At 64.1% G+C, this 26,424-nt stretch carries 30 protein-coding genes and 1 tRNA gene; 16 read left to right on the forward strand and 15 right to left on the reverse strand.

Going from position 1 to position 26,424, the window contains the following annotated elements; all coding sequences use genetic code 11:
* Positions 1–4: 4 nt before the first annotated feature.
* Entirely contained in the window at positions 5–919 is a 915-nt protein-coding gene (locus FJ958_RS11795; protein WP_140742707.1) for a DMT family transporter, read from the reverse strand.
* Positions 920–1,020: 101 nt separating this feature from the next.
* On the opposite strand from FJ958_RS11795, the gene FJ958_RS11800 reads away from it, so the two are divergent.
* Positions 1,021–1,506, forward strand: coding sequence for a MarR family transcriptional regulator (locus FJ958_RS11800; protein ID WP_140742709.1), 486 nt, complete (start codon positions 1,021–1,023; stop codon positions 1,504–1,506).
* 4 nt (positions 1,507–1,510) lie between these two features.
* Here the strand turns inward: FJ958_RS11800 and FJ958_RS11805 are convergent, their stop codons facing one another.
* From FJ958_RS11805 to FJ958_RS11820, 4 genes are read right to left on the reverse strand one after another with little or no spacing between them, the layout of a single operon-like run.
* A complete protein-coding gene (locus FJ958_RS11805; RefSeq protein WP_140742711.1) occupies positions 1,511–1,936 on the reverse strand; it encodes a DUF1178 family protein in 426 nt (141 codons plus the stop codon).
* Positions 1,933–2,799: a carbon-nitrogen hydrolase family protein gene (locus FJ958_RS11810; RefSeq protein WP_140742713.1), complete on the reverse strand. Its 867-nt coding sequence runs from the start codon at positions 2,797–2,799 to the stop codon at positions 1,933–1,935. Before FJ958_RS11810 ends, FJ958_RS11805 begins: the two co-directional genes overlap by 4 nt.
* A 10-nt stretch (positions 2,800–2,809) precedes the next feature.
* A complete protein-coding gene (gene grxC / locus FJ958_RS11815; protein ID WP_140742715.1) occupies positions 2,810–3,079 on the reverse strand; it encodes a glutaredoxin 3 in 270 nt (89 codons plus the stop codon).
* Positions 3,080–3,104: 25 nt separating this feature from the next.
* Positions 3,105–3,905, reverse strand: coding sequence for a ComF family protein (locus FJ958_RS11820; RefSeq protein WP_140742717.1), 801 nt, complete (start codon positions 3,903–3,905; stop codon positions 3,105–3,107).
* 67 nt (positions 3,906–3,972) lie between these two features.
* Here FJ958_RS11820 and FJ958_RS11825 point away from each other — a divergent pair, with 67 nt between their 5' ends.
* Positions 3,973–4,845 (forward strand): methyltransferase domain-containing protein, encoded by an 873-nt coding sequence (locus FJ958_RS11825; protein WP_140742719.1) that lies wholly within the window; start codon positions 3,973–3,975, stop codon positions 4,843–4,845.
* A 26-nt stretch (positions 4,846–4,871) separates the two neighbouring features.
* On the opposite strand, the gene FJ958_RS11830 is transcribed toward FJ958_RS11825, so the two are convergent.
* The 5 genes from FJ958_RS11830 to argJ form a co-directional block, all read right to left on the reverse strand.
* Complete coding sequence (locus tag FJ958_RS11830; RefSeq protein WP_140742721.1) at positions 4,872–5,051, reverse strand: Flp family type IVb pilin; 180 nt, start codon at positions 5,049–5,051, stop codon at positions 4,872–4,874.
* 110 nt (positions 5,052–5,161) lie between these two features.
* The gene (locus tag FJ958_RS11835; RefSeq protein ID WP_140742723.1) at positions 5,162–5,476 is read right to left on the reverse strand and encodes a hypothetical protein; all 315 of its coding nucleotides are present in this window, start codon (positions 5,474–5,476) and stop codon (positions 5,162–5,164) included.
* Between the two features lie 127 nt (positions 5,477–5,603).
* A complete protein-coding gene (locus tag FJ958_RS11840) occupies positions 5,604–6,026 on the reverse strand; it encodes a (deoxy)nucleoside triphosphate pyrophosphohydrolase (protein WP_140742725.1) in 423 nt (140 codons plus the stop codon).
* Positions 6,019–6,771 carry a GNAT family N-acetyltransferase gene (locus FJ958_RS11845; RefSeq protein WP_140742727.1) on the reverse strand — a complete coding sequence of 251 codons (753 nt, stop codon included), beginning with the start codon at positions 6,769–6,771 and terminating at the stop codon, positions 6,019–6,021. The genes FJ958_RS11840 and FJ958_RS11845 overlap by 8 nt, the downstream gene beginning before the upstream one ends.
* A gap of 29 nt (positions 6,772–6,800) precedes the next feature.
* Positions 6,801–8,042 carry a bifunctional glutamate N-acetyltransferase/amino-acid acetyltransferase ArgJ gene (argJ, locus tag FJ958_RS11850; protein ID WP_140742729.1) on the reverse strand — a complete coding sequence of 414 codons (1,242 nt, stop codon included), beginning with the start codon at positions 8,040–8,042 and terminating at the stop codon, positions 6,801–6,803.
* Between the two features lie 258 nt (positions 8,043–8,300).
* Between argJ and FJ958_RS11855 the strand changes: the two genes are divergently transcribed.
* The gene (locus tag FJ958_RS11855; protein WP_140742731.1) at positions 8,301–8,897 is read left to right on the forward strand and encodes a TetR/AcrR family transcriptional regulator; all 597 of its coding nucleotides are present in this window, start codon (positions 8,301–8,303) and stop codon (positions 8,895–8,897) included.
* Between the two features lie 54 nt (positions 8,898–8,951).
* Here FJ958_RS11855 and FJ958_RS11860 read toward each other — a convergent pair whose 3' ends face one another.
* Positions 8,952–9,872, reverse strand: coding sequence for a peptidylprolyl isomerase (locus tag FJ958_RS11860; RefSeq protein ID WP_140742733.1), 921 nt, complete (start codon positions 9,870–9,872; stop codon positions 8,952–8,954).
* 261 nt (positions 9,873–10,133) lie between these two features.
* Here FJ958_RS11860 and secA point away from each other — a divergent pair, with 261 nt between their 5' ends.
* The 3 genes from secA (at position 10,134) to FJ958_RS11875 (ending at position 15,879) form a co-directional block, all read left to right on the forward strand.
* On the forward strand, positions 10,134–12,866 hold the full coding sequence (gene secA / locus FJ958_RS11865) for a preprotein translocase subunit SecA (RefSeq protein WP_140742735.1): 2,733 nt from the start codon (positions 10,134–10,136) through the stop codon (positions 12,864–12,866).
* A gap of 332 nt (positions 12,867–13,198) precedes the next feature.
* On the forward strand, positions 13,199–14,599 hold the full coding sequence (locus FJ958_RS11870) for a lipopolysaccharide biosynthesis protein (protein WP_140742737.1): 1,401 nt from the start codon (positions 13,199–13,201) through the stop codon (positions 14,597–14,599).
* Complete coding sequence (locus FJ958_RS11875; protein WP_140742739.1) at positions 14,599–15,879, forward strand: GNAT family N-acetyltransferase; 1,281 nt, start codon at positions 14,599–14,601, stop codon at positions 15,877–15,879. The genes FJ958_RS11870 and FJ958_RS11875 overlap by 1 nt, the downstream gene beginning before the upstream one ends.
* Before the next feature lie 34 nt (positions 15,880–15,913).
* Here the strand turns inward: FJ958_RS11875 and FJ958_RS11880 are convergent.
* Positions 15,914–15,998, reverse strand: a tRNA-Leu gene (locus tag FJ958_RS11880).
* 180 nt (positions 15,999–16,178) lie between these two features.
* On the opposite strand from FJ958_RS11880, the gene FJ958_RS11885 reads away from it, so the two are divergent.
* Together FJ958_RS11885 and FJ958_RS11890 are read left to right on the forward strand one after the other, a co-directional pair.
* A complete protein-coding gene (locus tag FJ958_RS11885) occupies positions 16,179–16,772 on the forward strand; it encodes a YqaA family protein (RefSeq protein ID WP_140742741.1) in 594 nt (197 codons plus the stop codon).
* Between the two features lie 76 nt (positions 16,773–16,848).
* The gene (locus FJ958_RS11890) at positions 16,849–17,367 is read left to right on the forward strand and encodes a disulfide bond formation protein B (protein WP_140742743.1); all 519 of its coding nucleotides are present in this window, start codon (positions 16,849–16,851) and stop codon (positions 17,365–17,367) included.
* Between the two features lie 156 nt (positions 17,368–17,523).
* On the opposite strand, the gene FJ958_RS11895 is transcribed toward FJ958_RS11890, so the two are convergent.
* Together FJ958_RS11895 and FJ958_RS11900 are read right to left on the reverse strand one after the other, a co-directional pair.
* On the reverse strand, positions 17,524–18,081 hold the full coding sequence (locus FJ958_RS11895) for an HNH endonuclease (RefSeq protein WP_027167440.1): 558 nt from the start codon (positions 18,079–18,081) through the stop codon (positions 17,524–17,526).
* 188 nt (positions 18,082–18,269) lie between these two features.
* Positions 18,270–18,911 (reverse strand): DNA-3-methyladenine glycosylase, encoded by a 642-nt coding sequence (locus FJ958_RS11900; protein WP_140742745.1) that lies wholly within the window; start codon positions 18,909–18,911, stop codon positions 18,270–18,272.
* Between the two features lie 75 nt (positions 18,912–18,986).
* Here FJ958_RS11900 and gluQRS point away from each other — a divergent pair, with 75 nt between their 5' ends.
* Together gluQRS and FJ958_RS11910 are read left to right on the forward strand one after the other, a co-directional pair.
* Positions 18,987–19,862, forward strand: a complete 876-nt coding sequence (gene gluQRS, locus FJ958_RS11905) for a tRNA glutamyl-Q(34) synthetase GluQRS (protein WP_140742747.1) — start codon at positions 18,987–18,989, stop codon at positions 19,860–19,862.
* A gap of 152 nt (positions 19,863–20,014) precedes the next feature.
* Positions 20,015–20,911, forward strand: coding sequence for a DMT family transporter (locus tag FJ958_RS11910; protein WP_140742749.1), 897 nt, complete (start codon positions 20,015–20,017; stop codon positions 20,909–20,911).
* A gap of 44 nt (positions 20,912–20,955) precedes the next feature.
* Here FJ958_RS11910 and FJ958_RS11915 read toward each other — a convergent pair whose 3' ends face one another.
* Positions 20,956–21,807: a YihY/virulence factor BrkB family protein gene (locus FJ958_RS11915; RefSeq protein ID WP_140742751.1), complete on the reverse strand. Its 852-nt coding sequence runs from the start codon at positions 21,805–21,807 to the stop codon at positions 20,956–20,958.
* 58 nt (positions 21,808–21,865) lie between these two features.
* Between FJ958_RS11915 and FJ958_RS11920 the strand changes: the two genes are divergently transcribed.
* The 6 genes from FJ958_RS11920 to FJ958_RS11945 all read left to right on the forward strand — a co-directional run bounded on the left by FJ958_RS11920 (position 21,866) and on the right by FJ958_RS11945 (position 26,269).
* The gene (locus FJ958_RS11920; protein ID WP_140742753.1) at positions 21,866–22,732 is read left to right on the forward strand and encodes an SDR family oxidoreductase; all 867 of its coding nucleotides are present in this window, start codon (positions 21,866–21,868) and stop codon (positions 22,730–22,732) included.
* A gap of 26 nt (positions 22,733–22,758) precedes the next feature.
* On the forward strand, positions 22,759–22,950 hold the full coding sequence (locus tag FJ958_RS11925; RefSeq protein WP_140610534.1) for a twin transmembrane helix small protein: 192 nt from the start codon (positions 22,759–22,761) through the stop codon (positions 22,948–22,950).
* 19 nt (positions 22,951–22,969) lie between these two features.
* Positions 22,970–23,551: a cob(I)yrinic acid a,c-diamide adenosyltransferase gene (locus FJ958_RS11930; protein ID WP_140742755.1), complete on the forward strand. Its 582-nt coding sequence runs from the start codon at positions 22,970–22,972 to the stop codon at positions 23,549–23,551.
* Between the two features lie 32 nt (positions 23,552–23,583).
* Positions 23,584–24,384, forward strand: a complete 801-nt coding sequence (locus FJ958_RS11935; protein ID WP_140742756.1) for a rhomboid family intramembrane serine protease — start codon at positions 23,584–23,586, stop codon at positions 24,382–24,384.
* A gap of 181 nt (positions 24,385–24,565) precedes the next feature.
* A complete protein-coding gene (locus tag FJ958_RS11940; RefSeq protein ID WP_140742758.1) occupies positions 24,566–25,315 on the forward strand; it encodes an electron transfer flavoprotein subunit beta/FixA family protein in 750 nt (249 codons plus the stop codon).
* A gap of 24 nt (positions 25,316–25,339) precedes the next feature.
* The gene (locus FJ958_RS11945) at positions 25,340–26,269 is read left to right on the forward strand and encodes an electron transfer flavoprotein subunit alpha/FixB family protein (RefSeq protein ID WP_140742760.1); all 930 of its coding nucleotides are present in this window, start codon (positions 25,340–25,342) and stop codon (positions 26,267–26,269) included.
* The last annotated feature ends 155 nt before the right edge of the window (positions 26,270–26,424 follow it).

Genomic DNA, 26,424 nt, shown 5'->3' on the forward strand with positions numbered 1-26,424 from the left:
ACGCTTAGGCGGCTTGGCTCTGCGCTCTCGCACCGGTCTGGCCTTGCGCCCTGGTGGTGATGAACACGCCGGCGGTGATGATAACGGCGCCGGCCCAGGTCAGCAGCTGGTAGTGCTCGCCCAGGAAGATCGTGCCGGCAAACAGCCCCACCGCGGCCGCCACATAGCCGATCTGGCTGAGATAGACCGGGCCGCCGACAGCCTGCAGCCGGAAGAAGAAGGCGAACATCGCCGATGCGGATGCGACCTGCGCGACGACCACCAGCGGCACGCCGCCGAGCGGGGCGAAAGCCCTGACGCCGAACAGGGCGAGAATGCCGGCGAGCAACAGCGTCGCCGACGCCAGATGGCTGCCGACGGCAAGCTCGATCGGGCCGGTGCCTTCCGGCCAATCGACGGTACGGTAGATGTTGCCGGCGGCGAGGCTGACCGGAATGAGCAGCCCCACGGCCACCCAGAAATAATCGGCCGGCTGGCCGGCCTCTCCGCGCGTAAGAGCGACCATCACCGCACCGATGAAGCCGACGGCAATGCCTGATATGCCGAGCATATTGGGGCGCCGGACACCGAGCAGGATCGAGAACACCAGCGTGACGACCGGCGAAAGCGTGAACATGATGCCCGTATAGCCGGCGCCGAGATGCGGGATGGCTGAAAACATCAGGAGATTGGGAAACGCGTAGGACACCGCCGCGGTGACGAAGAAATAGCGCAGCTTATGCGCCGTCAGCCGGATCTTTTGCCTGCTGAGCAGCAATGCGCACAAAAGCACGCCGCCGGCGCCGAGCGAAATAACGAAGGCCCAGACCATGGCCGGCACGCCGGCCGCCGTGGCGAGCTTGCCGAAGGGCAGCGTCAGGCCAAGGAGGCCACCGGTGACCACCAGCAGGCCGAGCGCCGAATCCCAGAGAAATTTCATCGGACGGTCCCGTCGTTGACTGGCGGCGCTTGGCCGCCGTGATATCTTGCGATAAGATAATGGAAAGATTCTTAGCGTCAAGATATTTGATGGTGAGATATATGGACAGAGCAGCGAAGGCCATCGAACAGTGGCGACGGGAACGGCCGGATCTCGACGTGTCGCCGATGGGCGTGATCGGCCGGCTGAACGAGGCGTCCTCGCTGATCGCGCGTGACCGCCTCGCGCCGGTTTTTGCCCGCTTCGGACTCCAATCGGGGGAATTTGACGTGCTCGCGACGCTGCGCCGTTCCGGCCAGCCTTACGCGCTGACACCGACCGAGCTCTATGAGGCGACGATGGTGACCTCCGGCGCCATGACCGCCCGGCTCGACCGGCTGGAGAAGGCCGGACTGATCCTGCGCGCGCCGCACCCCAGCGACCGGCGCGGGGTTGTTGTGCAATTGACGGAAAAAGGTCTCGCGCTGATCGACGAGGCTGTCACCGCCCATGTCGCCAATGAACACGAGATTCTTTCGGGCCTAACGAAGGCCGAGCATGAGACGCTTTCGAGCCTGCTCGAGAAGCTGATCGGCAACGTGAGCTGATCGTTCAGTTGCGGTCGTCCGGAAACACCGGGATCGGCATGAAATCGACGCCGTCCTCGGCCAGGCTCTTGGCCTCTTCCAGCGTCGCTTCACCATAGATGCCGCGCGGGTCGGTTTCGCCGAAATGGATCTTTCGCGCTTCCTCGGCGAACTTGTCGCCGACATAGTCGGCATTCTCGCGCACCTTCTCGGCCATAGCCTTCAGTCGCGCCATGGCCTGCTTCTGCGCCTCGCCCATGGCCAGCGCAATGGTTTCCTGCTTGCGGGCCGTCGAGACGGCGGGCGCCATCAGGGCCTTCCGCACCGTATGGGAGCCGCAGCTGGGGCAATCGACAAAGCCGCGCCTCTTCTGGGTGTCGAAATCGTCATTGCTGCGAAACCAGCCCTCGAACTCGTGCTCGTTTTCGCAGATGAGGGAAAAGCGGATCAAAAGGCGGCACCCCTGAGACGCGGCGCCTCCACCGCGCCAGCATTGATGGTGAAATCCCGCGCATTTCTGAGGTTCGGGATCTTCTTGCGCGCCGCAAGCGACTGCGCCGGGTCGATCTCGGCGACGATCACATCGGGCTCGTCATGCGCGGCTTCCGCCAGGATGCGCCCCCACGGATCGACGATCAGCGAATGGCCATAAGTCTCGCGGCCGTCCTCGTGCAGGCCGCCTTGCGCGGCGGCGACGACAAAGGCGCCGTTCTCGATGGCGCGGGCCCTCAGCAGCACGTGCCAGTGCGCCTCGCCCGTCTGACGGGTAAAGGCCGCGGGCACGGTCAAAAGGTCGGCGCCCGCCATCGCCTCGGCACGGAACAGCTGCGGAAACCGCAGATCGTAGCAGACCGCGAAACCCAATTTCGCGCCCGCGATCTCGGTCACGACGGCCTCGGTGCCTGGTTCATAGGAGGCGGATTCGCGCCAGCTCTCGCCATTGTCGAGATCGACGTCGAACATGTGGATCTTGTCATAGGCGGCAAGCGTGGTGCCGTCCGGGCCAAACAACAGCGCCCGGTTGGCGAGCTTGCCGTCGGCGCGCAGGATGGCGGTCGAGCCGATATGCAGGTAGACACCGAGTTCGCGCGCCAGTCGGCGCGCGGTCGCGACGACGATGTCTTTGTCCTCGGAGGTAAAGGAGGCGGCACGCGCTTCCTTGTCGCGGATCAGCGCCCCGGTCATTTCAGGCGTCTGGATGTAGGTGGCATTTTGCGCCGCCGCTTCACGCACCAACCGTTCGAGATCGACCGCATTGCGCTCTGGACTTTCGCCTGAGCGCATCTGGATCGCCGCGGCCTTGAAAACATCCATGATCATACCCTCAAATCGTCGTGCCGTTGGCGAGCAGTTTGTCCAGCCGGCCTTCGGCCTCCAGATCATGGAGGTCGTCGCAGCCGCCGACATGCCTGTCGCCGATGAAAATCTGCGGAAAGGTCGTACGCCCATGAGCGCGCGAAACCATCTCCTGGCGCAGTTCCGGCGAAAACGAGGCGTCATGCTCGGTATAGGCGACGCCCTTGCGCTCCAACAGCCGCTTGGCCGCCGTGCAATAGCCGCACATCATGCGGGTGTAGATGGTGACATCGACCATGACGTTTCCGTTCTCTGTTGCCGACTTATATAGTCACGGACTCGTCCGCCCGGAAGTCCCCCGGCAACACGCGGGCAAACGTCAGCACGTCGACGGCGGCCGCACCTCCTCTTTTCAGCGCCTTCGTGGCGGCACGCACGGTGGCGCCCGTGGTGTAGACATCGTCGATCAGAAGCACCCTGCGGCCGGCAATCTCGATTTCCGCTTCCGCCGGCACACGAAACGCGGCCCGCACATTCTCCTCGCGTTCCTGTCGCTCCAGCCCGACCTGCTGGCGGGTGAGTTTCACGCGCCGCATGGCGGAGGGCGCGAAGGACAGCCCGCCGAGTTCGCAAACCGCGCGCCCCAATTCCGCCGACTGGTTGAAACGCCGCTTGAAAAAGCGCCGCCAGTGTAGCGGCACCGGCACCACCACATCGGCCTCGGCAATGAGATCGGCGCCCGCGCGCGCCATCCAGCGCGCCATCCAAGGCGCGAGATCGGTGCGGTCCTGGTATTTCAGCCCTTGCACCATCTGGCGAGCCACGCCGGAATAAGCGACGGCCGCCCGTGCTCGCTCGAAGGGCGGTGGATCGGCGATCGCCTCGGCCGACAGAAAGCCCTCGCCCATATGGTGGATGAATGGCGTGCCCATCACCGGGCACCAGGGTCGTTCCAGCAGCCTGAGTTTCGGCCAGCAGGCGCCGCACAGCACGCCAGGCTGCGAGACATGCCGGCGGCAGCCGGCGCAGACGGGCGGAAACAGAATGCCCGACGGCCAGCCGAGAGCCGATCGGGCCAGGCTCCTGATGTCGATGGACTTGATCTTGGACATCGGATCGGCCACGTGGTTCTCTGCCATCATACCAACTATATCAGTGCCCCCAGGGCAGGGACAAACAAGGATCCGCCCCTTGCAGCCTATAATGGATACCTCACTATGGCTGGCGCACAAGCGGCGCGCGCTTGCTCATCCTGTCGACGGCGCCGATTTCCTGATGAACCGCGCCGCCGAGGACCTTGCCGACCGGTTGGGTGCCGTCGAGCGCCGGTTCGGCAAGGCGGCGGTGCTGTTTTGCCAGACGCCGGCGGCAGCCGACGTTCTGGCTGCGAGCGGCAAGGTTGGGGACGTCGTCCGCGTCGAGACGGACGCCGCCTTCCTGATCGGCAGTGCCGGCTTGGTCGCACCCCTGGAGACCGTGCCGTTCGAACCGCAAAGTCTCGATCTGGCCGTGTCGCTTCTGTCCTTGCAGGCGATGAACGACATCCCCGGCATGCTGATCCAGATCCGCCGCGCGCTGCGGCCGGATGGGCTTTTCCTCGGTGCCTTTGCCGGTGCAGGTACGCTCGGCGAGCTGCGCGAAAGCCTGCTTGCGGCCGAGACCGAGCTTTACGGCGGTGCCAGCCCGCGCGTCATCCCGTTCACCGATGTGCGCGACGCCGGTGCGCTGCTGCAGCGCGCCGGTCTGGCACTGCCGGTCGCCGACGTCGAGACGGTGACGGTGCGCTATGCCAACCTGTTTGCCCTGATGGCCGATCTGCGCGCCATGGGCGAAACCAGCGCACTGGCCGATCGCAGCCGACGACCGGGGGTTCGCAAGCTGTTTGCCCGCGCCGCGGAAATCTACGCCGAGCGTTTTTCCGACCCCGACGGTCGGATCCGGGCAAGTTTCTCGATGGTCTGGATGTCCGGCTGGGCGCCCGATGCGTCACAGCAAAAACCGCTGAAGCCTGGTTCAGCCAAGGTCTCGCTGAAGACCGTACTGGAGGAACCCGAAGGGCATTGACCTGCCCGCCACGCTGACAGCCAGGATCAAGGCGCGAAGGCGTTCGCAAGCCGGCTGGAGTTGTCGCTGAACAGCCAGGTAATGGAGTTGAAGACCTGGCCGATGCCGCCGATGATGGTCAGGGACAGCACGGTGACAATCAGCGCGTATTCGACGGCGGTGGCGCCGGTGTCGTCCTTCAGAAAACGCAGCAGCACTGTTTTCATGGCCTCGATCCCCGTTGCCGGGACCTTATCGCCGATCTGTTAAGAAAGGTTAATGGCAAAGGCTTAACAGGCGGTGAAACAGCCGCTCCCGCGAAAATGTCTTAACCATCTCAGCAGTCGCCGCTGGTCCTGCCGTCCGACCCGATGATGCAGACCGAACCGGGCTCCGGCTGCAGCACGCTGCGGCGCACCGTATAGGTGCTGCGATGGCTGATCGAACCGGTCGCCGTCATGTCGAGACCGGGAAAACCGTCGCGAGCCGACTGCGAGCGCGTCTGACTGTCGAGGAAAGGCGTCGCGATCAGCGCCAGCGCCACCGCGGCCGATCCGAACAGCAACGTGACGCGCAAGATGCCCATCCCGGCATCGGCGGCACGGAAGCCGCGGTCGGGCCGGATCGAATCCCAATCCCTGTCCAGGCTCATGCTATCGCTCCCTGCGATTCGGCGGCGACCGTGACAAATACGGCCATGCATCAATTTTTCATGATGAGATAAATCTTCCATTAACGCTGGCCGACATGGACCGTGGTTCCGATCAGCTCACCGATCCTCAGAGGAGATCGATGAGAAACGGAATCAGCGGCGCGTCGGCCGGCGGCATCGGGTAGTCGCGCATCTGCTTTGGCCGCACCCATTTCAGCGTCTGCCCTTCCCTGGGCTGGGCGATGCCGCGGAAGCGGCGGCAGACAAACAGCGGCATCAGGAGATGGAAGTCGTCATAGGAATGGCTGGCGAAGGTAAGCGGTGCCAGACACGGGATCTCGGTCTCGATGCCGATCTCCTCAAGCAATTCGCGGATGATGCATTGCTCCGGCGTCTCGCCAGGCTCGACCTTGCCGCCAGGAAATTCCCACAGGCCGGCGAGTTGCTTGCCTTGCGGCCGCTGCGCCAGGAGCACGCGGCCGTCGGTGTCGACCAGAGCGCAGGCAGCAACCAGGAGCAGGCGCTTGCCGGGACCGACCAGATCATTCATGCCCGGGCGGCCGGCGGTAGTGATAGCGATAGACTTCGTCGAAACCGAGCGAGCGGTAGAGCGCCAGCGCCGGCGCATTGCCCGCCTCGACCTGCAGCCAGGCTTCCCGCGCGCCGCGCAGCCTCGCCCATTTCAGCGCCGACAGGATCAGGTTGCGGCCATGCCCCTTGTTGCGCGCCGATTTGTCGGTGGCGACCTCGAACAGTCCGGCGAGATCGCCATCATGCACGCAGATCAGCGTCGCCAGCGGCTCCGCTTCATCCTCGAGGGCGAACAGCCCGGCCTCCGGCTGGATGGCGCCGATGATCTCCGACAGGCCAGGCCGCAGCGAAACGTCGGAGCCGCTGACCTTGAGCGAAGCGCCGATGAAGCGGCTGATGTCCTTGAGCGGAATCTGGTCCATGGCCGCATCGAGCTGCGCGTCGCCCAGCGGCAGCCGCATGACCAGCGATTCGTCGAACCGGCTCCAGCCCTCCTTGTCGAGATGGCTGGCCAGATCGGGACCCGACAGCGGCGACATGCGAAACGTCAGCGGCCGGCCATAGGCGTCGAAGCGGCGGCTGGCGCGGCCGATGCGGTCGGCGATGTGCTGGGTGTCGCCGGGATCGAGCGGATTGACCGAATTCAGCCGCTTGGCCGGGTGGCCGGCGGTCAGCCGCACCACCCAGGTGCCGTCATAGTGGACGGCCGCCGCCGGCCACGCGCGAAAGCCGGCCGCTTCGTAGCGGCGCACGGTTGCGAGCATGCTTGCCGGATGGCGCGAGACCAAGGCGATCAGCTCCGGTAGTCGCCGTTGATGGCGACATATTCCTTGGTGAGATCGCAGGTCCACACGGTCGCTTTGCCGCGGCCGATGCCGATATCGGCGCGGATGCGGATATCGTCGCGCTTCATGTAGGCCGAGGTCTTTTCTTCCGAATAGGCCGGGTCGCGCTCGCCCTCATGGGCCAGCCTGTTGTCGCCGAACCAGATCGACAACCGGTCGCGGTCGGCGGGCTCGCCGGCCTTGCCGACGGCCATGACGACGCGGCCCCAATTGGCATCCTCGCCGGCGACTGCCGTCTTGACCAGCGGCGAATTGGCGATCGACAGCGCGATCCGCTTGGCCGAGCGGGCCGATTTCGCGCCGGTCACGGTGACTTCGACCTGCTTGCGCGCGCCCTCGCCGTCGCGCACCACCTGCAGCGCCAGCGACTTCAGCACCTTGCCGAGCGCCCGACGAAACGCGCCGAGCCGGGCATCCCTAGGGTCGGTGATCTCAGGTGCGCCGCGCTTCGCGGCCTTGCCGGTGGCAAAGAGCAGCAGCGTATCGCTGGTCGACGTATCGCTGTCGACTGTGACTGCGTTGAACGTCCTGGCCGTGCCGCGCGACAGCAGATCCTGAAGAACGGATGCCGCGATCGGCGCGTCGGTGGCGATGAAGGAGAGCATCGTCGCCATGTCAGGCGCGATCATGCCGGCGCCCTTGGAAATGCCGTTGATGGTGACGTCCGTGTCGCCGAGCTTGACGGTCTGCGTCGCCACCTTCGGATAGGTATCCGTGGTCATGATGGCCTTCGCCGCTTCGGTCCACAGGTCCGGCTTGCCGTCGCTGACCAGCCCGGCGAGCAGATGGCTGAACTTGGTTGTGTCGAGCGGCTCGCCGATGACACCGGTCGAGGCCAGGAAAACTTCGCCCGCCGTGCAGCCGGCCGCCTTGGCCGCCGCCTCGCCGGTCAGCGCGGTGGATTCGCGGCCCTTCTTGCCTGTGAAGGCGTTGGCATTGCCGGAATTGACGACCAGCACCCGGGCCTTCCCAGCGCCAAGGTTCTGCCGGCAGAAATCGACCGGCGCCGAGGGGCATTTCGACTTCGTGAACACGCCGGCGACCGTGGTCCCGGCGTCGAAGACCATCGCCAGCAGGTCGGTGCGGTTCTTGTATTTTATCCCCGCCTCGGCGGTGGCGATGCGCACCCCTTCGACGACAGGCATCTTGGGGTATTTCTTCGGCGCGAGCGGTGAAATCGTGGTGGACATGGCAACCTCGGGCGGGAAAATCGCAAGGGGAAGGCCGGTTTGCCCGATACGGTGCGCCGGCGCAAGGGCGTTTTCGCCACGCCTGCGGGGCGGGAAACCCACTCCGGATCCAGCCTGCGTTCAGAACCGATAAGGGATGGCGCATCGTGTCGGAGACATCGCAGATGACGGACGCGCTCTCACGCTGAAAAACGGGGCGTTTCGTTTCATCGCCGGATCACTTATCATCGCCGGGAAATTGAGGCGAGGACGACAGGAATGGCCGAGGAGGCGGATACGGCGCGCAGATCGATCGGTGCGCGGCGCAATCCCGACAGTGCGGATGCCATTCTGGAGGCCGCCGAGGCAGTGCTTGTCGAGGCCGGCTATGCCGGCTTCTCGATCGAGGCGGTGGCGCGGCGCGCCCGCGCCGGCAAACCGACCATCTATCGCTGGTGGCCAAGCAAGGCCGCGCTGCTGCTCGAAGTCTACCAGCGCCAGAAGCGCGTCGACGTTCCCGATACCGGAAATCTGGAAGAGGATCTCGTCGGCTTCCTGCAGAACCTGTTCTTCCACTGGCGCGAGACATCGTCGGGCAGCGTGTTCAGGTCGCTGATCGCCGAGGCGCAGTCGGATGAAGCCGCGGCCGCGGCCCTTGCCGGCTATGCCGGCGGGCGCCGCGGCCACACCGATCAGATCATCGAGCGCGCCAAGGCAAGAGGCGAGGTCGCGGGCGACATCGATCCGGCCATGGTCGCCGACCTGCTGGCTTCCTATGCTTGGCGGCATCTCCTGACCAACCGGCTCGACGAGCCCGAGGCAACGATACGCACGGTGGTCCGCTACCTCCTGAAAGGCATAGCGGCCGTCCAATAAACAAAGGGCGCGGCAACCTTCGCTGCCGCGCCCTTTTGAAAAAGCCTTTAAGGCTTACTTGCCGCTTTCCAGCGTATCGACGGCCTGCTTCAGCTTGGCGTCGGGGATTTCGACCTTGGCGCCCGCGCGCAGCGACTTGACCAGCGCGAAATACTTGTCGCGGATGACGGCCTGCTTGGCCTGGTCCTTGACGTCGTCAAAAGCCGGCGGCTGCTTGGCGCGCTTGTCCTCGAGCTTGATGACATGCCAGCCGAACTGCGACTGCACCGGCTGCTCGGTGTATTTGCCGACCTCTAGCGCAAAGGCCGCCTTGTCGAATTCCGGCACCATCTGGCCGGGTCCGAACCAGCCGAGGTCGCCGCCATTGGACTTGCCTGAAGGATCACTGGTGTGCTCGTTGGCGAGCTTCTGGAAATCGGCGCCGCCGTCGAGCTGCTTGATGATGGCCTCGGCCTCCTCCTTCGTCTTCACGAGGATGTGACGGGCATGTACCTCGTTGACCGGCGGTGTGTTGGCGATCTCCTGGTCGTAGCGGGCGCGAACCTCGGCGTCGGTGACCTTGTCGACGACGCCCTTCTCGACCATCTCGCCATGCAGGGCGCGCTGCTGCAGGAAGGCCATGCGGCGCTGGAAGTCTGGATCCTTGTCGAGACCATCGGTGACGGCCTTGGCGGCCATGACGCGGATCTCGATGGCCGCGGAGAGTGCGGCGGCGCGGCGCTGTTCGGGCGGCAGTTGCGCGAATTGCTGCGACAGCTCGCCTTCGGCAAGCACCAGATCGGCTTCAGTGAGCGATTGGCCGTTGACCGTGGCGACGACGGCATTCGGATCGACCGGCTTCACCGCGGGTGCCGCCGCGTCGGCCGGAGCAGCAGGAGCGGTCTCCTGCGCCATCAGCGGGGAGAGGCAAAGAGCCGACAGGCCGAAGGCCAGGCCAAGGCTGGCAAGCGACGCACGGCGGAACAACAAGGGCATTGGAATGACTCCGGTGAAGGATTGTAAGGAGGATGGGTTCCAGATCAGCCAGATTGCGGCGGAATTTGGCGCGCCCGCCAGGGCTAGCGCGGCGTTGACATCAGTTGAGCCCCCTCTTATCTGTCCAACGACTTGGCGTCCAGAACCGTTTTCCGGGCGCTTTTTGTGTTTGCCCGTATTCAGGCGGCGCGTTCACGCGGATTTGATGGGGCCGGCCGGCGCCCGTCTCAAGATTGAGAATTCTATCGAAAGGACCATTGGATGGTCAGTCTCGGCGGTCTCGCCCGTAAGGTTTTCGGTTCCTCCAACGACCGTCGGGTCAAATCGACCCGGCCCCGTGTCGAGGCGATTAACGCCATGGAAAACGAGATGCGGGCGCTCTCCGACGCGGAGCTTGCCGGCCGCACGGAGAAATTCCGCCAGGATATCGCCAACGGCGCCAGCCTTGACGACCTTTTGGTACCGGCCTTCGCCACCGTCCGCGAGGCGGCGCGCCGAGTGCTGGGCATGCGGCCCTTCGACGTCCAGCTGATCGGCGGCATGGTGCTGCACAATGGCGGCATCGCCGAAATGCGCACCGGCGAAGGCAAGACCCTGGTCGCGACGTTGCCGGTCTATCTCAACGCGCTTGCCGGCAACGGCGTCCATGTCGTCACCGTCAACGACTATCTAGCCACGCGCGACTCCGAATGGATGGGCCGCGTCTACAAGTTCCTCGGCCTCTCGGTCGGCGTCATCGTTCACGGCCTGTCCGACGAGGAGCGTCGCGTTGCCTACGCATCCGACGTCACCTACGCCACCAACAACGAGCTCGGCTTCGACTACCTCCGCGACAACATGAAGTACGAGCGCGCGCAGATGGTGCAGCGCGGCCACAATTACGCGATCGTGGACGAAGTCGATTCCATCCTGGTCGACGAGGCGCGCACACCGCTGATCATTTCCGGTCCGCTCGAGGATCGTTCGGAAATGTACAACACCATCGATACCTTCATCATCCAGCTGCAGCCGCAGGATTATGAGATCGACGAGAAGCAGAAGACTTCGATCTTCACCGAGGAAGGCACCGAGAAGCTGGAGAACATGCTGCGCGATGCCGGCCTGCTGAAGGGCGAGTCGCTCTACGATGTCGAGAACGTCGCCATCGTCCACCATGTCAACAATGCGCTGAAGGCGCACCGGCTGTTCCAGCGTGACAAGGACTATATCGTGCGCAACGGCGAGATCGTCATCATCGACGAGTTCACCGGCCGCATGATGCCCGGTCGCCGCTATTCCGAAGGCCTGCACCAGGCGCTCGAAGCCAAGGAGCACGTGGCCATCCAGCCGGAGAACCAGACGCTCGCTTCCGTCACCTTCCAGAACTACTTCCGCCTTTACAAGAAGCTTTCCGGCATGACCGGCACGGCGCTGACCGAGGCCGAGGAATTCGGCAATATCTACGGCCTCGAGGTCACCGAAATCCCGACCAACCTGCCGGTCATCCGCAAGGACGAGGACGACGAGGTCTACCGGACGGTCGAGGAGAAATACAAGGCGATCGTCAAGGAGATCCGCGAAGCCAGCGCCAAGGGCCAGCCGACGCTGGTCGGCACGACCTCGATCGAAAAGTCGGAGCAGCTCGCCGAGCGCCTGCGCAAGGAAGGTTTTAAGGATTTCGAGGTGCTGAACGCCCGGCACCACGAGCGCGAGGCGGCGATCGTCGCCCAGGCCGGCAAGCCCGGCGCCATCACCATCGCCACCAACATGGCTGGCCGCGGCACCGACATCAAGCTCGGCGGCAATGCCGAGATGCGCATCGCCGAGGAACTGGGCGACATGCCTGAGGGCCCCGAGCGCGAAGCACGCGAAAGGGAAATCAACGCCGACGTCGAGCGCCTGAAGGAAAAGGCGCTGGCCGCCGGCGGCCTCTACGTTCTCGCCACCGAGCGCCATGAATCGCGCCGCATCGACAATCAGTTGCGCGGCCGCTCCGGCCGCCAGGGCGACCCTGGCCGCTCGAAATTCTTCCTGTCGCTGCAGGATGACCTGATGCGCATCTTCGGCTCCGAGCGCATGGACGGCATGCTGCAGAAGCTCGGCCTTAAGGAAGACGAGGCGATCATCCATCCCTGGATCAACAAGGCGCTGGAAAAGGCGCAGAAGAAGGTCGAGGCGCGCAACTTCGACATCCGCAAGAACCTCTTGAAATATGACGACGTCTCGAACGACCAGCGCAAGGTGGTGTTCGAACAGCGCATCGAGCTGATGGACGGCGAAGGCCTGTCGGAAACCATTACCGAGATGCGTGAAGGCGTCATCGACGAGATCGTCGCCAAGGCCATTCCCGAGAACGCCTATGCCGAGCAGTGGGATGTCGCGGGCCTGAAGGCCGAGGTCGCCGAATTCCTCAATCTCGACCTGCCGGTCGACGAGTGGGCCAAGGAAGAAGGCATCGCCGAGGACGACATCCGCGAGCGCATTTCCGCTGCCGCCGAAGCCGCTTCCAAGGAGCGCGCCGAGCGTTTCGGGCCCGAGGTGATGAACTATGTCGAGCGCTCGGTGGTGCTGCAGACGCTCGACCATCTATGGCGCGAGCACATCGTCAACCTCGACCATCTGCGCTCGGTCGTCGGCTTCCGCGGCTACGCCCAGCGCGATCCGCTGCAGGAATACAAGAGCGAGGCATTCGAGCTGTTCCAGGCGATGCTCGGCAATCTGCGCCAGGCCGTCACCGCGCAGCTGATGCGCGTCGAACTGGTCCGCCAGGCCGCCGAGGCCCCGCCTCCGGAAGCGCCCGACATGTTCGGCACGCATATTGACGGCAGCACCGGCGAGAATGATTTCGAAGGCGGTGAAACCGCCCTTCTGGTGCGCCAGGAGAACAGTGCCATTGTCGCTCCGGAAGACCGCGACCCGAAGAACCCCGCCACCTGGGGCAAGGTCGGCCGCAACGAGGCCTGCCCCTGCGGTTCCGGCAAGAAATACAAGCACTGCCACGGCGCCTTCGCATAACGGCGCAGCGCTTTCCTTCTCCCCGTCCCTGTACGAGGAGAAGGTGCCCGAAGGGCGGATCAGGGGCGGCGCGAAGTCCCGCGATTATCGCATGCCCCAACCGGGAGATGACATGCCGGACTGCGCAAGCCGATTCGTCTATAGTTAATCTAATTCTCCTCACCCGGCCCATCAGCGCAATCTCCGTAGGCTCGCGCCGCCCCTCATCCGCCTGCTGGCACCTTCTCCCCGTATAGCGACGGGGAGAAGGAAGGTTCTCCGCCCACGTTTTCTTAAGGTGTTTTGGCTACACCAAAGCCCGAAAAAGAAGCGGAAAACGGAGTTTAATCGGGGTGCGCTTTTCCGCGGCCACGACTGCCGGGCGGTTCTTGCCGCAGCGTTTGGCGCTGCGCGTGGGGCCGCTGCTTGACCGCATCGATGCCGTCCTGTTCACCGCCGACGAGCGCGGCGAGGCGGGCCGCATGTCGGTCATCGCCTTCTCGATCCGTATCGTCAGCGCCGTCATCGCTTTCGTCAGCCAGGTGCTGATGGCCCGCTGGATGGGCTCGTTCGAGTACGGCATCTTCGTGCTTGTCTGGGTGACGATGGTCATCGTCGGCAATCTCGCCTGCCTCGGCTTCCACACCTCGGTCATCCGCTTCATCCCCGAATACCGCGAGCGCGGCCTGATGGACGAACTGCGCGGCATCGTCGTCGCCAGCCGCCTGTTCGTGCTGATCGCCTCGACGGTCATCGCTGGGCTCGGGGCGCTCGGCGTCTGGCTGGCGGCGCCCTGGATCGAAAACTATTACGTGATCCCGTTCATCCTCGGCGTCATCTGCCTGCCGATGATCGCGCTGTCGGATCTGCTGCAAGGCCAGGCAAGGGCGAACAGCTGGGCGCTGTTTGCCCTGTCGCCGACCTATCTGGTGCGGCCGGTGCTCATCCTGCTGTTCATGGCGCTGATGCTCTTCACAGGCTACGCCGCCGATGCCAGAACCGCGATCTTCGCCTCGATCGCCGCCACCTACGTCACCACGCTTGGTCAGTTGATCGGCGTCACCCAGCGCATGGAAAGACAGATCCCCACCGGGCCGATGAAGGTGCATTTCGCGCAATGGTTCATCGTCTCGCTGCCGATCTTCCTGGTCGAAAGTTTCTTCTTCCTGCTCACCAATGCCGACGTGCTGATGGTCGGCGCCTATATGGATCCCAACGACGTCGCCGTCTATTTCGCCACCGTCAAGACGCTGGCGCTGGTGCATTTCGTCTATTTCGCCGTCAAGGCCGGCGTCGCGCAGCGCTATGCGCAGTTCACCCACGGCGAGCCGGAAAAGCTTGCCGCCTTCGCCCGCGAGACGGTGTCGTGGACCTTCTGGCCGTCGCTCCTGATGGCGCTCCTGGTGCTGGCGCTCGGCGAACCCATGCTGGTGCTGTTCGGCCCCGAATTCACGACAGGCTATCCGCTGCTGTTCCTGCTTGTCTTCGGCGTCGTGGCGCGGGCCGCCGTGGGCCCCTGCGAAAGCCTGCTCACCATGAGCGGCAACCAGAATATCTGCGCCGCCGTCTATGCCATGACGCTGGCCTTGAACATCGGCCTCAACGTGGTGCTGATCCCGCTTTTCGGCCTGTGGGGCGCGGCCATGGCCACCGCCTTTGCCATGATCTTCGAGGCCAGCGCGTTGTCCTTCACCGTGTGGCGCAAGCTCGGCATCGTCATGGCGATCTTCGTGCCAGCCGAAGGAGCCGCCTGATGGCCGCCATCCCGTTGCTCGAGGAAACCAGCGGCGGCCCCGCCGGCGCCATGGTGTCGGGCCTTGCCGGGCTGGCGCGCGACCCCGACCCGGCCCATATCGAGATCCTCGCCAACAACCGCCCCGAGCGCAAACTGGCCATCTACCCGGCCTCGGCGGGTTTCGACCTCGTAGAGGAACTGGATTACCTCTGCACCCGTACGATCGAGCCGAACGTCTTCTTCAACCCGCGTTTCCTGGCGCCGGCCATGCCCCGGCTGGAGGACCGCGAGGTGCGCCTGGCGGTGATCCGCGACGGCGACGAATACCGCAACCGGCTGCGCCTTCTGGTGCCGTTCTCGGTGGAACGGCCGGTGGTGCCGCTCGGCGTCCCGGTCATGCGCACCTGGTCGAGCCCGTTCGGCCCGCTCGGCACGCCGCTGATCGACCGCGACGATCCGGTCGGCGTCGTCGAGGATTTCTTCTCGATGCTGTCGCGCCCGCACCTCAAGCTGCCGAAAGTCTTCGTCCTGCCAGACATCTGGCTCGACGGTCCGGTGGCGAGCCTGCTTGGCACGGTGGCCGAGACGCGCGGCCTGATACTGGTCACCACCGGCCAGACCCCACGCCCCGTGCTGGAGAGCCAAGCCGACGGCGACGCCTATCTGAAGGCCTCGCTGCGCTCGCACCATTATCGCGAGTTCCGCCGCCTGAAGCGCCGCCTTGCAGACCTCGGCAGGCTGGAGCACATCGTGGCGCGCGGCCCCGAAGAGATCCGCCACGCCATCGAAAGCTTCCTGACGCTGGAGGCGGCCGGCTGGAAGGGCCGCGAGCGCACCGCCATGGCGATCGACCGCTACCGCGCCGCCTTCGCCCGCGAGGCCGTGCACAGGCTTGCCGAACAGGACATGTGCCGCATCCATTCGCTGACGCTCGACGGCCGCACCATCGCCTGCCTGATCGTCTTCGTCGAGTCCGGCGTCGCCTATACCTGGAAGACGGCCTATGAAGAGACCCTGGCCGCCTATTCGCCGGGCACGCTGCTGATGATCGAGGTGACCAGGCGGCATCTCGACGATCCCAACATCATGATGACCGATTCCTGCGCGGTGCCGGACCATCCGGTGATGAGCAGGCTGTGGAGCGAGCGCAAGCCGATCGGCACACTGGTGATCGGGCTGACGCCGGACGCCGACCGCCTCGCCCGCCAAGCCGCCTCGCAGCTGCACCTCTATCGCGAGACCCGCAACATGGCGCGTCTGCTGCGCAACCGGATGAAGAGCTTGTTGAGGCGGCGCTGAGCCAATCGAATTCGCGAAGGCGTGCGAAGGAATTTGGTGCCCCTAGCCGGGATCGAACCAGCACTCCTTGCGGAACTCGATTTTGAGTCGAGCGCGTCTACCAATTCCGCCATAGGGGCTCAGGCCGGGCGGCCTGGATGGGCGCGGACTATACGGTTGGAGGGCTGTTCGTCAACTGCCCAATTTGCAGACCAGCTCACAGCCGCGACCAGACGGCACCTTTCCAATTTGTAAGACCGCGGCCATTGTGCAGCGCGAAAAACCTTTCTAGACAGACGGGCCGTTCCATAGGAGAGCCGATGCTTCGCGGACTGTACGACTGGACCCTGTCACTGGCGGCGCGCAAATCCGCCGAATGGTGGCTGGCTTTCATCGCTTTCGTCGAGAGCTCGGTATTCCTGGTGCCGGCCGACGTGCTCTATCTGCCGATGGCTTTGTCGCGGCCGGATCGCGCCTATCGCTATGCGCTGGTCGCCACCGTCGCCTCGGTGCTGGGCGGCATCGCCGGCTGGTTTATCGGCCACTACGCCTATGACGCGGTGGCGCGGCCGATCCTCCAATTCTACGGCAAGTACGACGAATTCGAGCAATTGCGAACTTCGGCGGGCGTAAGCATAGAATTCATCGCCCTGATGCTGGTCACCTCGGGTGCAGCCCATCTGCCGCCGATCAAGGTGGTGACGATCCTGTCCGGCGCCCTTGGCGTCAACCTGGCCCTGTTCATCGTGCTCGCCATCGTGGCGCGCGGCGGCCGCTTCCTGCTGCTGGCCTGGCTTTTGCGGCGCTATGGCGAACCGATCCGCGAATTCATCGAAAAGCGTCTCGGCCTCATCGCCAGCGCCGCCGCGGTAGCCCTGATTTTGCTTTATATCGTGATCAAGTACGCCCTCTGAGCCATCGCTCTCAAACCGCGCAATGCTTTTGGGTAAGCGGACCTGGCGGGCGGCGAACACAATGGACGAAAGACCCATGACAGCGACGATGAATGCCGATACCGGACGCCAGCGCACGCGGACCGCCCTGTTTCTCGCCGTCGCCATGGCCGCCACGGTTGGCTCGGCGCTCTGCTTCCAGTATATTGGCGGCTACATCCCCTGCCACCTCTGCCTGGAGCAGCGCACCCCTTACTATATCGGCGCGCCTTTGATGCTGCTGGCGGTGGTTGCTTCGCTGCTGCGTGCGCCCGCATGGCTGACGCGCGGCCTGCTGGGCATCGGCGGCCTGCTGATGCTCTACGGCCTCTATCTCGGCGTCTACCACTCCGGCGTCGAATGGGCCTGGTGGCAAGGTCCGGCCGATTGCACGGCGGGCGCCGGTCCGGTCGACACCGGCGGCAAGGGCGTGCTCGACGCGCTCGACAAATTCGTGCCGCCCTCTTGCGACAAGGCCGCGCTGCGCATCCTCGGCCTGTCGCTCGCCGGCTGGAACGCCATCGCGAGCCTTATCCTCGCCGCCGTCGCCTTCCGCGGCGCGCTTGCCCGCGATTGAGCTATAGAGCCGACGCGAGATCGTTCAAGGAATTCGGCAGGCCGAGTCGTATGGAGTGATTGTCGAGAACCGAAGCGGAGCGGACATTTGGTCCGTGAGCATCGGAAGCGCAGGCAATTGCTCCAGACGGCCGGCCTCCCGAATTCTCGAACGATCTCAAGGTTCGAGTTCGACATCCCAGTATAGATAATCCATCCAGCTTTCATGCAGGTGGTTGGGCGGAAACAGCCGGCCGTTGTTGTGCAGATCGTGCACCGTCGGCTGATAGGGCTTCTGCAGCGGCCACATCTTGGCTTGCGCCGGCATCATGCCGCCCTTCCTGAGGTTGCAAGGAGAACAGGCCGCGACGACGTTCTCCCATGTCGTGGCACCGCCACGATGGCGCGGGATGACGTGGTCGAAGGTCAGATCCTCGGGCGTGCCGCAATACTGGCACTGGAAGCGGTCGCGCAGGAAGACATTGAAACGGGTGAAGGCCGGATGCCTGGATGGCTTCACATAGGCCTTCAGGCTGACCACGCTCGGCAGCTTCATCGAGAAGGTCGGCGAGGAAACCGCATGCTCGTATTCGGCGACGATATTCACCCGGTCGAGGAACACTGCCTTGATGGCGTCCTGCCAGGACCAGAGCGACAAGGGGTAATAGCTGAGCGGACGGTAATCCGCATTCAGCACCAGCGCTGGAAGCCCATCCGGAGATACGGCAACCGTCACCTTGTTGACCTCCTTGGTTCGCACACGACCCCGAAAATCGAATTCGATTTTCGGAAAGGGTCACGTGCAGCTTCAAAAGACCCGCCGTTCGGCGCGGATACTGTAAGCCCGACATGACAGGGATGTGAAGCGGATTGTCGTTTGCCCGAAGTGCCAAAAATGCGTGATTTTCATGCCTTTTTGCGGATTCAGGCAGGCGGTGCGGCGTCGCGCCCCCTGGTTTCGCGATAATAGGACCAGAAAAGCCGCGATGCGACACCTCGCCACGGGCTCCATGATTCGGCCAACGCGATCAGTGTTTTCTCCGGCGGACGCGGCTCGATGCCGAGCGCATGGCCGACAGCAGCCTGCAGGGCGACGTCGCGCGCCGGGAAGATGTCGGGGTGCCCCGCGGCAAACAAAAGGTACACTTCGGCTGTCCAGGAACCGATGCCGGGCACAGCGGTCATCGTCGTGATCGCCTCGGTTGCGTCGAGCGAACACAGGTGATGGAGGTCGAGACCGGCGGCCACCGCCTGGGCAACCGCGATCAGCCCGCGCTGCTTGGGCCGCGACAGGCCGGCTTCGCGAAACATGTCCTCGTCGGCGGTCAGGATCGCCTGCGGCGTCAGCGGGTCGACGAGCCTGGTCAGCCGGCCGAAAATCGCATCGGCGCTTGCGCGGGAGACCTGCTGCGAGACGACAATCGAGGCCAGGCTCCTGAACCCCGGCTCGGAAAGCCTGAGCGGTACCTCGCCGGCCATGCCGCGCACCTTTTCCAGGCGCGGGTCGATGACGCAAAGCGCATCCAGCCCGCGCGCAATGTCGTCCAGTGTCGCGATGCGTTGCATGGTATCCTTATCCGCGAATGTGCCGCAAAGTAGCAATTGCCAAAACCGCAGCACAACCCGATTGCCGCCTGAGACATGACGCTCCTGACATTCCGCTTCGCCCCCAGCCCCAACGGGGACCTGCATCTCGGCCACGCCTATTCGACGCTGCTCAACCAGAAGCTGGCAAATGCCTCTGACGGCCGCCTGCTGCTTCGCATCGAGGACATCGATACGACGCGCTGCACGCCGCAATTCGAGGCTGGCGTGCTCGCCGACCTGAAGTGGCTGGGCCTTGGCTGGGAGGAGCCGGTGCGTCGCCAGTCCGAACATTTTGCCGAGTACAAGGCGGTGCTCGACCGGCTGATCCGCGAGGAACTTGTCTATCCCGCCTTCATGAGCCGTGGCGAGATCCGCGCCTTTATCACCGACTGCGAAAAGCGCGGGCGCGACTGGCCGCGCGATCCCGACGGCGTGCCGCTCTACCCTCCGACCGACAAGGCGCTGCCGATGAGAGAGCGCAAGCGGCGCATCGACGATAACCAACCTTTCGCCTGGCGGCTCGATGTCGGTGCCGCCTTGGCACATGTTGGCAAGGGCCTCGCATGGGCCGAATTCACCGATGAGACGCTGTCCGCGACGCGTCCGGTCGAGGCCCGTCCGCGAGACTGGGGCGACGTGATCGTGGCGCGCCGCGACATCCCGACCAGCTACCACCTTGCGGTTGTCATGGACGACGCCCTGCAAGGTGTCAGCCATATCGTGCGCGGACAGGATCTGTTCTCAGCAACCGGGGTGCAGCGCCTGCTCCAGGAATTGCTTGGATTGCCGCAGCCGGCCTATTTCCATCATCGGCTTATCCTTGGGCCGGACGGACGAAAGCTCTCCAAGAGCCTCGGTGATTCAGGCCTGGCCGCATTGCGCGGTGCCGGCGCGTCACCGGACGATATCAGACGGATCGTTGGTCTCTGAGCCTGCAAAACCCCCCGGAAACCCGCTTATCGGACGTACCGCCCATTCAATTCCGGTGACGTATGGATCAATGGTTTCGTTTTGCACGCCGGTCTGAACAGGACTAGAGCAATCGCCACGGTCAATTCTCACCAATGTGGCGGTTCCCGGAAATGCACAGCATCAAGCGGTTCATCCCCGCCACTTTCGTTGTCCTGTGGGCGACCGGCTTCATCGGCGCCCGCTACGCCATGCCATGGGCGGAGCCCTTTACGTTCCTCGCCGCGCGCTTCATCCTGGCGGCGGTCCTGTTCGCTGTCCTGACGGTCATTCTGGGTTCGAAAAGAGCCACCCGTGAAGAGGCGCTGCATGCGACCGGCGCGGGCATCCTCATGCACGGCGTCTATCTCGGAGCCGTGTTCTGGGCCATCCACAGGGGTATGCCTGCAGGGCTTTCGGCGCTGATTGTCGGACTGCAGCCGCTGATCACGGCGGTGCTTGCCGGCAAATTCCTGGGCGAGGCCATTCTGCCGCGCCATTGGGCCGGCCTCTCCGTTGGTCTGATCGGCGTCGTCATCGTGCTGTGGCCGAAACTTGGCGCGCTCGGCGGCGGCGTGACATCGGCGACACTGACCGCCTCGCTCATCTCCGTGCTCGGCATGGCCGCCGGCACGATCTGGCAGAAGCGTTTTGCCTCCGGCGGCAATCTCGTGGCGGCCACGATGTGGCAATATGTCGGCGGCGCGGCGCTGATGATCCTGGCCGCGCTTGCCTTCGAAACGCACGCCGTCGTCATCAATGGCGAGTTGATCTTCGCCATGGCCTGGCTGGTGCTGGTGCTGTCGGTCGGCGCCATCTTCCTTTTGATGGTGATGATCCGCGACGGCGAGATGTCGAAAGTGGCCTCGCTGTTCTATCTGGTGCCCGCGGTGACCGCCGTCATCGCCTGGGCCCTGTTCAACGAGCAGCTCAACGCGCTTCAGATTGCCGGCATGGCGATCACCACCTTCGGCGTTGCCCTGGCAACGGCTCGGCAGACCAAGACACAGGCTGAGCCAAGCAAAGCATGATCCCGAAAAGTGGGAACCGGTTTTCGGAAGAGATCATGCTCGGCTCAGCCGACTCTTGCCCGTGCCTCGAGATAGCGGCTGATGGCGGCATTGAGTTCGCCGCCAAGAATGAAGATCGCCGAGACGATGTAGAGGAAAACCACCGCGATCATGATCGATGCCAGGCCGGCATAGGTCGTCACATAGGATGAGAAATGGTCGAGATAGGTGGCGAATATCGTCGAGCCGATAAGCCACGCGCCCAGCGTGAAGATGATGCCCGGCACCAGCGAGACGAAGCGGCGCTTGCCGGCCGGCAGCCAGTAATGCACGGCAAACAGCCCACCGATGATGACCGTCGAGGCAATGACGTAGCGCCATAGCGTGATCGTGCCGGTATAGGGCTTTATCCATTCGAAATGGGCTTCCGCCAGCCGCGCCAGCAACGGCGCGAACACCAGCAGCACGCTGATCGCAAGAAAACCGGCGGTGGCGATCAGCACGAAGAAGATGCTCTGCACACGGCGATAGATGATGCCGCGCGTTTCCGTGACGCGATAGGCCCGGTTGAGCGAGGTGCGCAGCGCCTCGATGCCATTCGACGCAAAATAGGCTGCAAGCAGCACGCCATAGGTCAACAGATCGCTGCGCCTGACGGTCAGCACGTTCAGCACCTCACGCGCGATCGGCTTGGCGATCTGATCCGGCCAGGTGTCGAAGACCAGATGCACGGCCGTGTCGGCAAAGGCCTGGGCGCCGAGGAAACTGGCCAGCGTCGTGGCGAAGATCAGGAACGGAAACAGCGCCATCAGCGAGGTGATCGCCAGATGGCTGGCCATCGCCCAGCCATCATCGGTGGTGAAATGGCCGATCGCGTCGTAGAGCACGCGGCGCAGGGCGACAATATTCCGCAGCAAGAACGCGCGCTCCCTTCGATTGTCTCGACGCCGCGAATATGGGAAGTGAATGCTGCAAATGGCAACCCTTCGTCAAACCACGAATTCTCCAGCGGCAGAGTTGCGCACCGTCATCGTCACCGGCGCGTCTTCAGGCATAGGAGCCTATTGCGCCCGGGCATTGAAGGCCGAGGGCTGGCGGGTATTTGCCACGGCGCGCAAACCTGAAGACATTGCCGCACTCCAGGCCGACGGCATCGAGGCTTTCTATCTCGACTATAGCGAGCCGGATTCGATCGCCGCCCTGGTGCCAGCGGTGCTCGGCCGCACCGGCGGCCGGCTCGACGCGCTGTTCAACAACGGCGCCTACGCCCAGGCCGGCGCGGTCGAGGACCTGTCGGTGGCAGCGCTCAAGGCGCAGTTCGAGGTCAATTTCTTCGGCTGGCACGACCTGACCTCGCGCATCGTGCCGGTGATGCGCCGCCAGGGCCACGGCCGCCTCATTCATTGCTCATCGATTCTCGGCCTGGTGCCGGTGCGCTTTCGTGGCGCCTATTCGGCATCGAAGCATGCGCTTGAGGCGCTGATGCTTTGCCAGCGCCAGGAACTGACAGGCAGCGGCGTCCACGTCTCGCTGATCGAGCCGGGGCCGGTGAAATCGAAAATCGCCAGCAATGGCCTGCCGTGGTTCCTCAGGAATATCGACCACGAGAATTCCGTGCATCGGCTGGACTATGAGGCGCAGCTGAAGCGGCTGCGCGCCGGCGGCAGCCAATCGGCACTGAAGCCCGGGCCGGAGGTGGTTCACAAGGCCCTGCGCCATGCACTTCTGTCACGGAGCCCGCGCCCGCACTATGTGGTAACGGTGCCGGCGAAGATCGGCGCTACGCTCAAACGCATCCTGCCGGCATCGATACTCTACCGCCTGATGGCCAAACGCGCCTGAACAACAAGAGAACTGGAAACGCAACAATGGCATCCGTCTTCAACATCCTCGCCATTCTGGTCATGGCCGCCGTGGTGATCGTTCTGATCCGGGGGCTCATCAACATGATGCGCGGCGGTTCCGGCGTTACGTCGAACAAACTGATGCAGGCACGCGTCATGCTGCAGGCCGTGGCGCTGGCGCTGATTCTGCTGGCCGTCTATTTTACCCGCAAGTGAAGGCCTTTCGGGGGGCGACATGGTCAAGCTCAACAAGATCTACACCCGCACCGGCGACGATGGCACCACCGGCCTCGGCACCGGTGAAAGGCGGCTGAAATCCGATCTGCGGGTTGACGCCTACGGCACGGTGGATGAAGCCAATGCCTGCATCGGCATGGCGCGCGTCCACACCGCCCAGACCCATCCGGCGATAGACGCCATGCTCTCGCGCATCCAGAACGATCTCTTCGACCTCGGCGCGGATCTCGCGGTGCCCGACGACGGTAAACCGCTCGGCTATGAGGCGTTGCGGATCACCCCCGCGCAGACCGATCGCGTCGAGAAGGACATCGACCTTCTCAACAAGGATCTCCAGCCGCTCAAATCCTTCGTGCTGAACGGCGGCACGCCGGCCGCCGCCGCCCTGCATCTCGCCCGCACGGTGGCGCGGCGGGCCGAGCGGCTGATGGTCGCGCTCGCCCAGGATCCGGGGGAGCACGTCAACCGCGACGGGCTAAAATACGTCAACCGCGTCTCGGATTTCCTGTTTGTCGCCGCCCGGGCGGTCAATGACAATGGAAATGCCGACGTGCTATGGGTTCCCGGCAAGAACCGCTGAACGGATCGAAAGGTCGGAGGGGCCGGGGACCGATGTTCATCCCGCTTTACGACACCAACAGGCTGCGCCACATCCGCCTGCAATATGTCACGATCGGGCTGATCGTAGCCAATGCGCTGGTCTATTGCGCCACCGCGCTCGGCGGCGAGAACTTCACCAATGCCGCCGTGCTCGGCCTCGGCTTCATCCCCGCCGTGGTTCACGACACGGCCGAGCTCGACCCTCGCTTTGTCGTCATCCCTCAAAGCCTGAGCTACCTCACCTATTCCTTCCTGCATGCCGACATTCTTCATCTGGGTGGCAACATGCTGTTTTTGTGGGTGTTCGGCGACAATGTCGAGGACGCGCTCGGCCACATCCGCTACCTCATCTTCTATTTCCTGTGCGCGGTTGCCGGAGCGGCCTTCCAGAGCCTTGTCGCCTGGGACTCGCAGGTGCCGCTGATCGGTGCCTCCGGCGCCATCGCCGGCGTGGTCGTCGCCTACCTGATCCTCTATCCCAGGGTGAAGGTCTGGGTGCTTGCCTTTGCCCGCATTCCCCTGCGCATTCCGGCCTTTATCCCGCTCATCCTGTGGGTGCTGTTTCAGATCATCATGTTCGCCGCCGGCGGCGAGGACCAGATTTCCTGGGCCTGCCATATCGGCGGCATCATCGCCGGGGCGATTCTGGTGCTGGTCTTGCGCAGCCGCGGCGTGCCGCTGTTTGCCGCCGCCGACGAGGATACCGTGGCTCCCTTACCCGACCAGCCGTCGGTTCCCGCTGAGCCAGTGGCGGCCGAACCGCCGGCCACCACGGCGCGCTGGGGCCGGGGAAACCCTTCTGGCCCATACTGAACCGATTTGAGCCGCCTTCACCGTATTGACGCGCAGGATTACCACAACTACGGAAACGTCTCCGTCGCAGCCCAAGGCGGTCAGAGACCAGAATTTCCATCCGGAATGTCGGCTTTCGACAACTCAGAAAGGGCGCAGGCTGCTATAGCGCGCCCAACTAGCGTGAAGAGGTGACAGGCAAATGAAGATCCTTGTGCCCGTGAAGCGGGTTGTCGATGCGAATGTGAAGGTTCGCGTCAAGGCTGATGGTTCGGCGGTGGAACTCGCCAACGTCAAGATGGCGATGAACCCGTTCGACGAGATCGCGGTGGAAGAAGCGATCCGGCTGAAGGAAGCCGGCAAGGCCGAAGAAATCATCGTCGTTTCGATCGGCCCGCAGCAGGCGCAGGAAACGCTCCGCACCGCGCTTGCCATGGGCGCCGACCGCGCCATCCTGGTCAAGACCGACGAGCAGACCGAGCCGCTCGGCGTCGCCAAGGTGCTGAAGGGCGTGGTCGAGGCCGAGAAGCCTGGCCTCGTCATCCTCGGCAAGCAGGCGATTGACGACGACTCCAACCAGACCGGCCAGATGCTGGCGGCCCTGCTCGGCTGGGCCCAGGGCACCTTCGCTTCCAAGGTGGTGCTCGAAGGCGACAAGGCCAAGGTGACGCGCGAAGTCGATGGCGGCCTGCAGACGGTGGATCTGAAGATGCCGGCGATCGTCACCGCCGACCTTCGCCTCAACCAGCCGCGCTACGCCTCGCTGCCCAACATCATGAAGGCCAAGAAGAAGCCGCTCGACGAGAAGAGCCCGGCCGACTACGGCGCCGACGTCAAGCCGCGCCTCAAGGTCATCAAGACCGAGGAGCCCGGCGGCCGCAAGGCGGGCGTCAAGGTCAAGAGCGTCGCCGAACTGGTCGACAAGCTCAAGAACGAAGCCGGCGTGTTGTAAGCGATCGGGAAAGGAACAGATAAAATGGCAATTCTCCTCATCGCCGAACACGACAACGCCACCCTTTCCGACCAGACCGCCAAGGCGCTCTCGGCTGCATTGCAGATCGGCTCGGACGTGCATGTGCTGGTAGCCGGCAAAGGCGCCAAGGGTGCAGCGGATGCAGCCGCCAAGCTCAAGGGCGTCAGCAAGGTGCTGCTCGCTGAGGCCGACGAACTCGCCGAGCGCCTCGCTGAACCGATGGCGGCTCTCGTTGTGTCGCTTGCGGGCGGCTACGACACCATCATCGCGCCTGCGACTTCCACCGGCAAGAATGTCGCCCCGCGTGTCGCGGCGCTGCTCGATGTCGCGCAGGTGTCCGAGATCATTGAGGTCGTTTCGCCTGATACGTTCAAGCGGCCGATCTATGCCGGCAACGCCATCCAGACCGTGCAGTCCACCGACGCCAAGAAGGTCATCACCGTGCGCACCGCCTCCTTCCAGGCGGCTCCCGAGGGTGGCTCGGCCGCTGTCGAGACCGTCAAGGCCGCGGCCAATCCCGGCCTGTCCACCTTCGTCGAGAACAAGCTGTCGGAGACCGACCGTCCGGAACTGACCTCGGCCAAGATCATCATCTCGGGCGGCCGTGCGCTCGGCTCCTCGGAGAAGTTCCAGGAGGTCATCCTGCCGGTCGCCGACAAGCTCGGCGCCGCCGTCGGCGCATCCCGCGCGGCCGTCGATGCCGGCTACGCCCCGAACGACTGGCAGGTCGGCCAGACCGGCAAGGTCGTGGCTCCCGATCTCTACATCGCTGTCGGCATCTCCGGCGCCATCCAGCACCTCGCCGGCATGAAGGACTCCAAGGTCATCGTCGCCATCAACAAGGACGAGGAGGCACCGATCTTCCAGGTTGCCGACTATGGCCTCGTCGGCGATCTCTTCGTTATTCTGCCGGAGTTGCAGAAGGCGCTTTGACGCTCTCTGCCAAAGCGTATTAAATTGTCAGGGGTGGGGTAGACTAAGTCGCCCCGCCCTTTTAGTTTGCGCTGCACAAAAAGCAGGCCAGAAAGGCTTAGTGCAATTCCAGTAAACGCGCAGCGGTTTTGCGTCAGGGATTGCGGGAAAAACAA

This window comes from Mesorhizobium sp. B2-3-5, assembly GCF_006442395.1.
Taxonomy (GTDB): domain Bacteria; phylum Pseudomonadota; class Alphaproteobacteria; order Rhizobiales; family Rhizobiaceae; genus Mesorhizobium.

Bases quoted from the DNA above. Each gene is read 5' to 3' on its own strand.
- FJ958_RS11795 (WP_140742707.1), bottom strand. From the start codon at position 919: ATGAAATTTCTCTGGGATTCGGCGCTCGGCCTGCTGGTGGTCACCGGT.
- FJ958_RS11800 (WP_140742709.1), top strand. From the start codon at position 1,021: ATGGACAGAGCAGCGAAGGCCATCGAACAGTGGCGACGGGAACGGCCG.
- FJ958_RS11810 (WP_140742713.1), bottom strand. From the start codon at position 2,799: ATGGATGTTTTCAAGGCCGCGGCGATCCAGATGCGCTCAGGCGAAAGT.
- grxC (WP_140742715.1), bottom strand. From the start codon at position 3,079: ATGGTCGATGTCACCATCTACACCCGCATGATGTGCGGCTATTGCACG.
- FJ958_RS11830 (WP_140742721.1), bottom strand. From the start codon at position 5,051: ATGAAAACAGTGCTGCTGCGTTTTCTGAAGGACGACACCGGCGCCACC.
- FJ958_RS11835 (WP_140742723.1), bottom strand. From the start codon at position 5,476: ATGAGCCTGGACAGGGATTGGGATTCGATCCGGCCCGACCGCGGCTTC.
- FJ958_RS11840 (WP_140742725.1), bottom strand. From the start codon at position 6,026: ATGAATGATCTGGTCGGTCCCGGCAAGCGCCTGCTCCTGGTTGCTGCC.
- FJ958_RS11845 (WP_140742727.1), bottom strand. From the start codon at position 6,771: ATGCTCGCAACCGTGCGCCGCTACGAAGCGGCCGGCTTTCGCGCGTGG.
- argJ (WP_140742729.1), bottom strand. From the start codon at position 8,042: ATGTCCACCACGATTTCACCGCTCGCGCCGAAGAAATACCCCAAGATG.
- FJ958_RS11855 (WP_140742731.1), top strand. From the start codon at position 8,301: ATGGCCGAGGAGGCGGATACGGCGCGCAGATCGATCGGTGCGCGGCGC.
- FJ958_RS11860 (WP_140742733.1), bottom strand. From the start codon at position 9,872: ATGCCCTTGTTGTTCCGCCGTGCGTCGCTTGCCAGCCTTGGCCTGGCC.
- secA (WP_140742735.1), top strand. From the start codon at position 10,134: ATGGTCAGTCTCGGCGGTCTCGCCCGTAAGGTTTTCGGTTCCTCCAAC.
- FJ958_RS11875 (WP_140742739.1), top strand. From the start codon at position 14,599: ATGGCCGCCATCCCGTTGCTCGAGGAAACCAGCGGCGGCCCCGCCGGC.
- FJ958_RS11885 (WP_140742741.1), top strand. From the start codon at position 16,179: ATGCTTCGCGGACTGTACGACTGGACCCTGTCACTGGCGGCGCGCAAA.
- FJ958_RS11890 (WP_140742743.1), top strand. From the start codon at position 16,849: ATGACAGCGACGATGAATGCCGATACCGGACGCCAGCGCACGCGGACC.
- FJ958_RS11900 (WP_140742745.1), bottom strand. From the start codon at position 18,911: ATGCAACGCATCGCGACACTGGACGACATTGCGCGCGGGCTGGATGCG.
- gluQRS (WP_140742747.1), top strand. From the start codon at position 18,987: ATGACGCTCCTGACATTCCGCTTCGCCCCCAGCCCCAACGGGGACCTG.
- FJ958_RS11910 (WP_140742749.1), top strand. From the start codon at position 20,015: ATGCACAGCATCAAGCGGTTCATCCCCGCCACTTTCGTTGTCCTGTGG.
- FJ958_RS11920 (WP_140742753.1), top strand. From the start codon at position 21,866: ATGGCAACCCTTCGTCAAACCACGAATTCTCCAGCGGCAGAGTTGCGC.
- FJ958_RS11925 (WP_140610534.1), top strand. From the start codon at position 22,759: ATGGCATCCGTCTTCAACATCCTCGCCATTCTGGTCATGGCCGCCGTG.
- FJ958_RS11930 (WP_140742755.1), top strand. From the start codon at position 22,970: ATGGTCAAGCTCAACAAGATCTACACCCGCACCGGCGACGATGGCACC.
- FJ958_RS11935 (WP_140742756.1), top strand. From the start codon at position 23,584: ATGTTCATCCCGCTTTACGACACCAACAGGCTGCGCCACATCCGCCTG.
- FJ958_RS11940 (WP_140742758.1), top strand. From the start codon at position 24,566: ATGAAGATCCTTGTGCCCGTGAAGCGGGTTGTCGATGCGAATGTGAAG.
- FJ958_RS11945 (WP_140742760.1), top strand. From the start codon at position 25,340: ATGGCAATTCTCCTCATCGCCGAACACGACAACGCCACCCTTTCCGAC.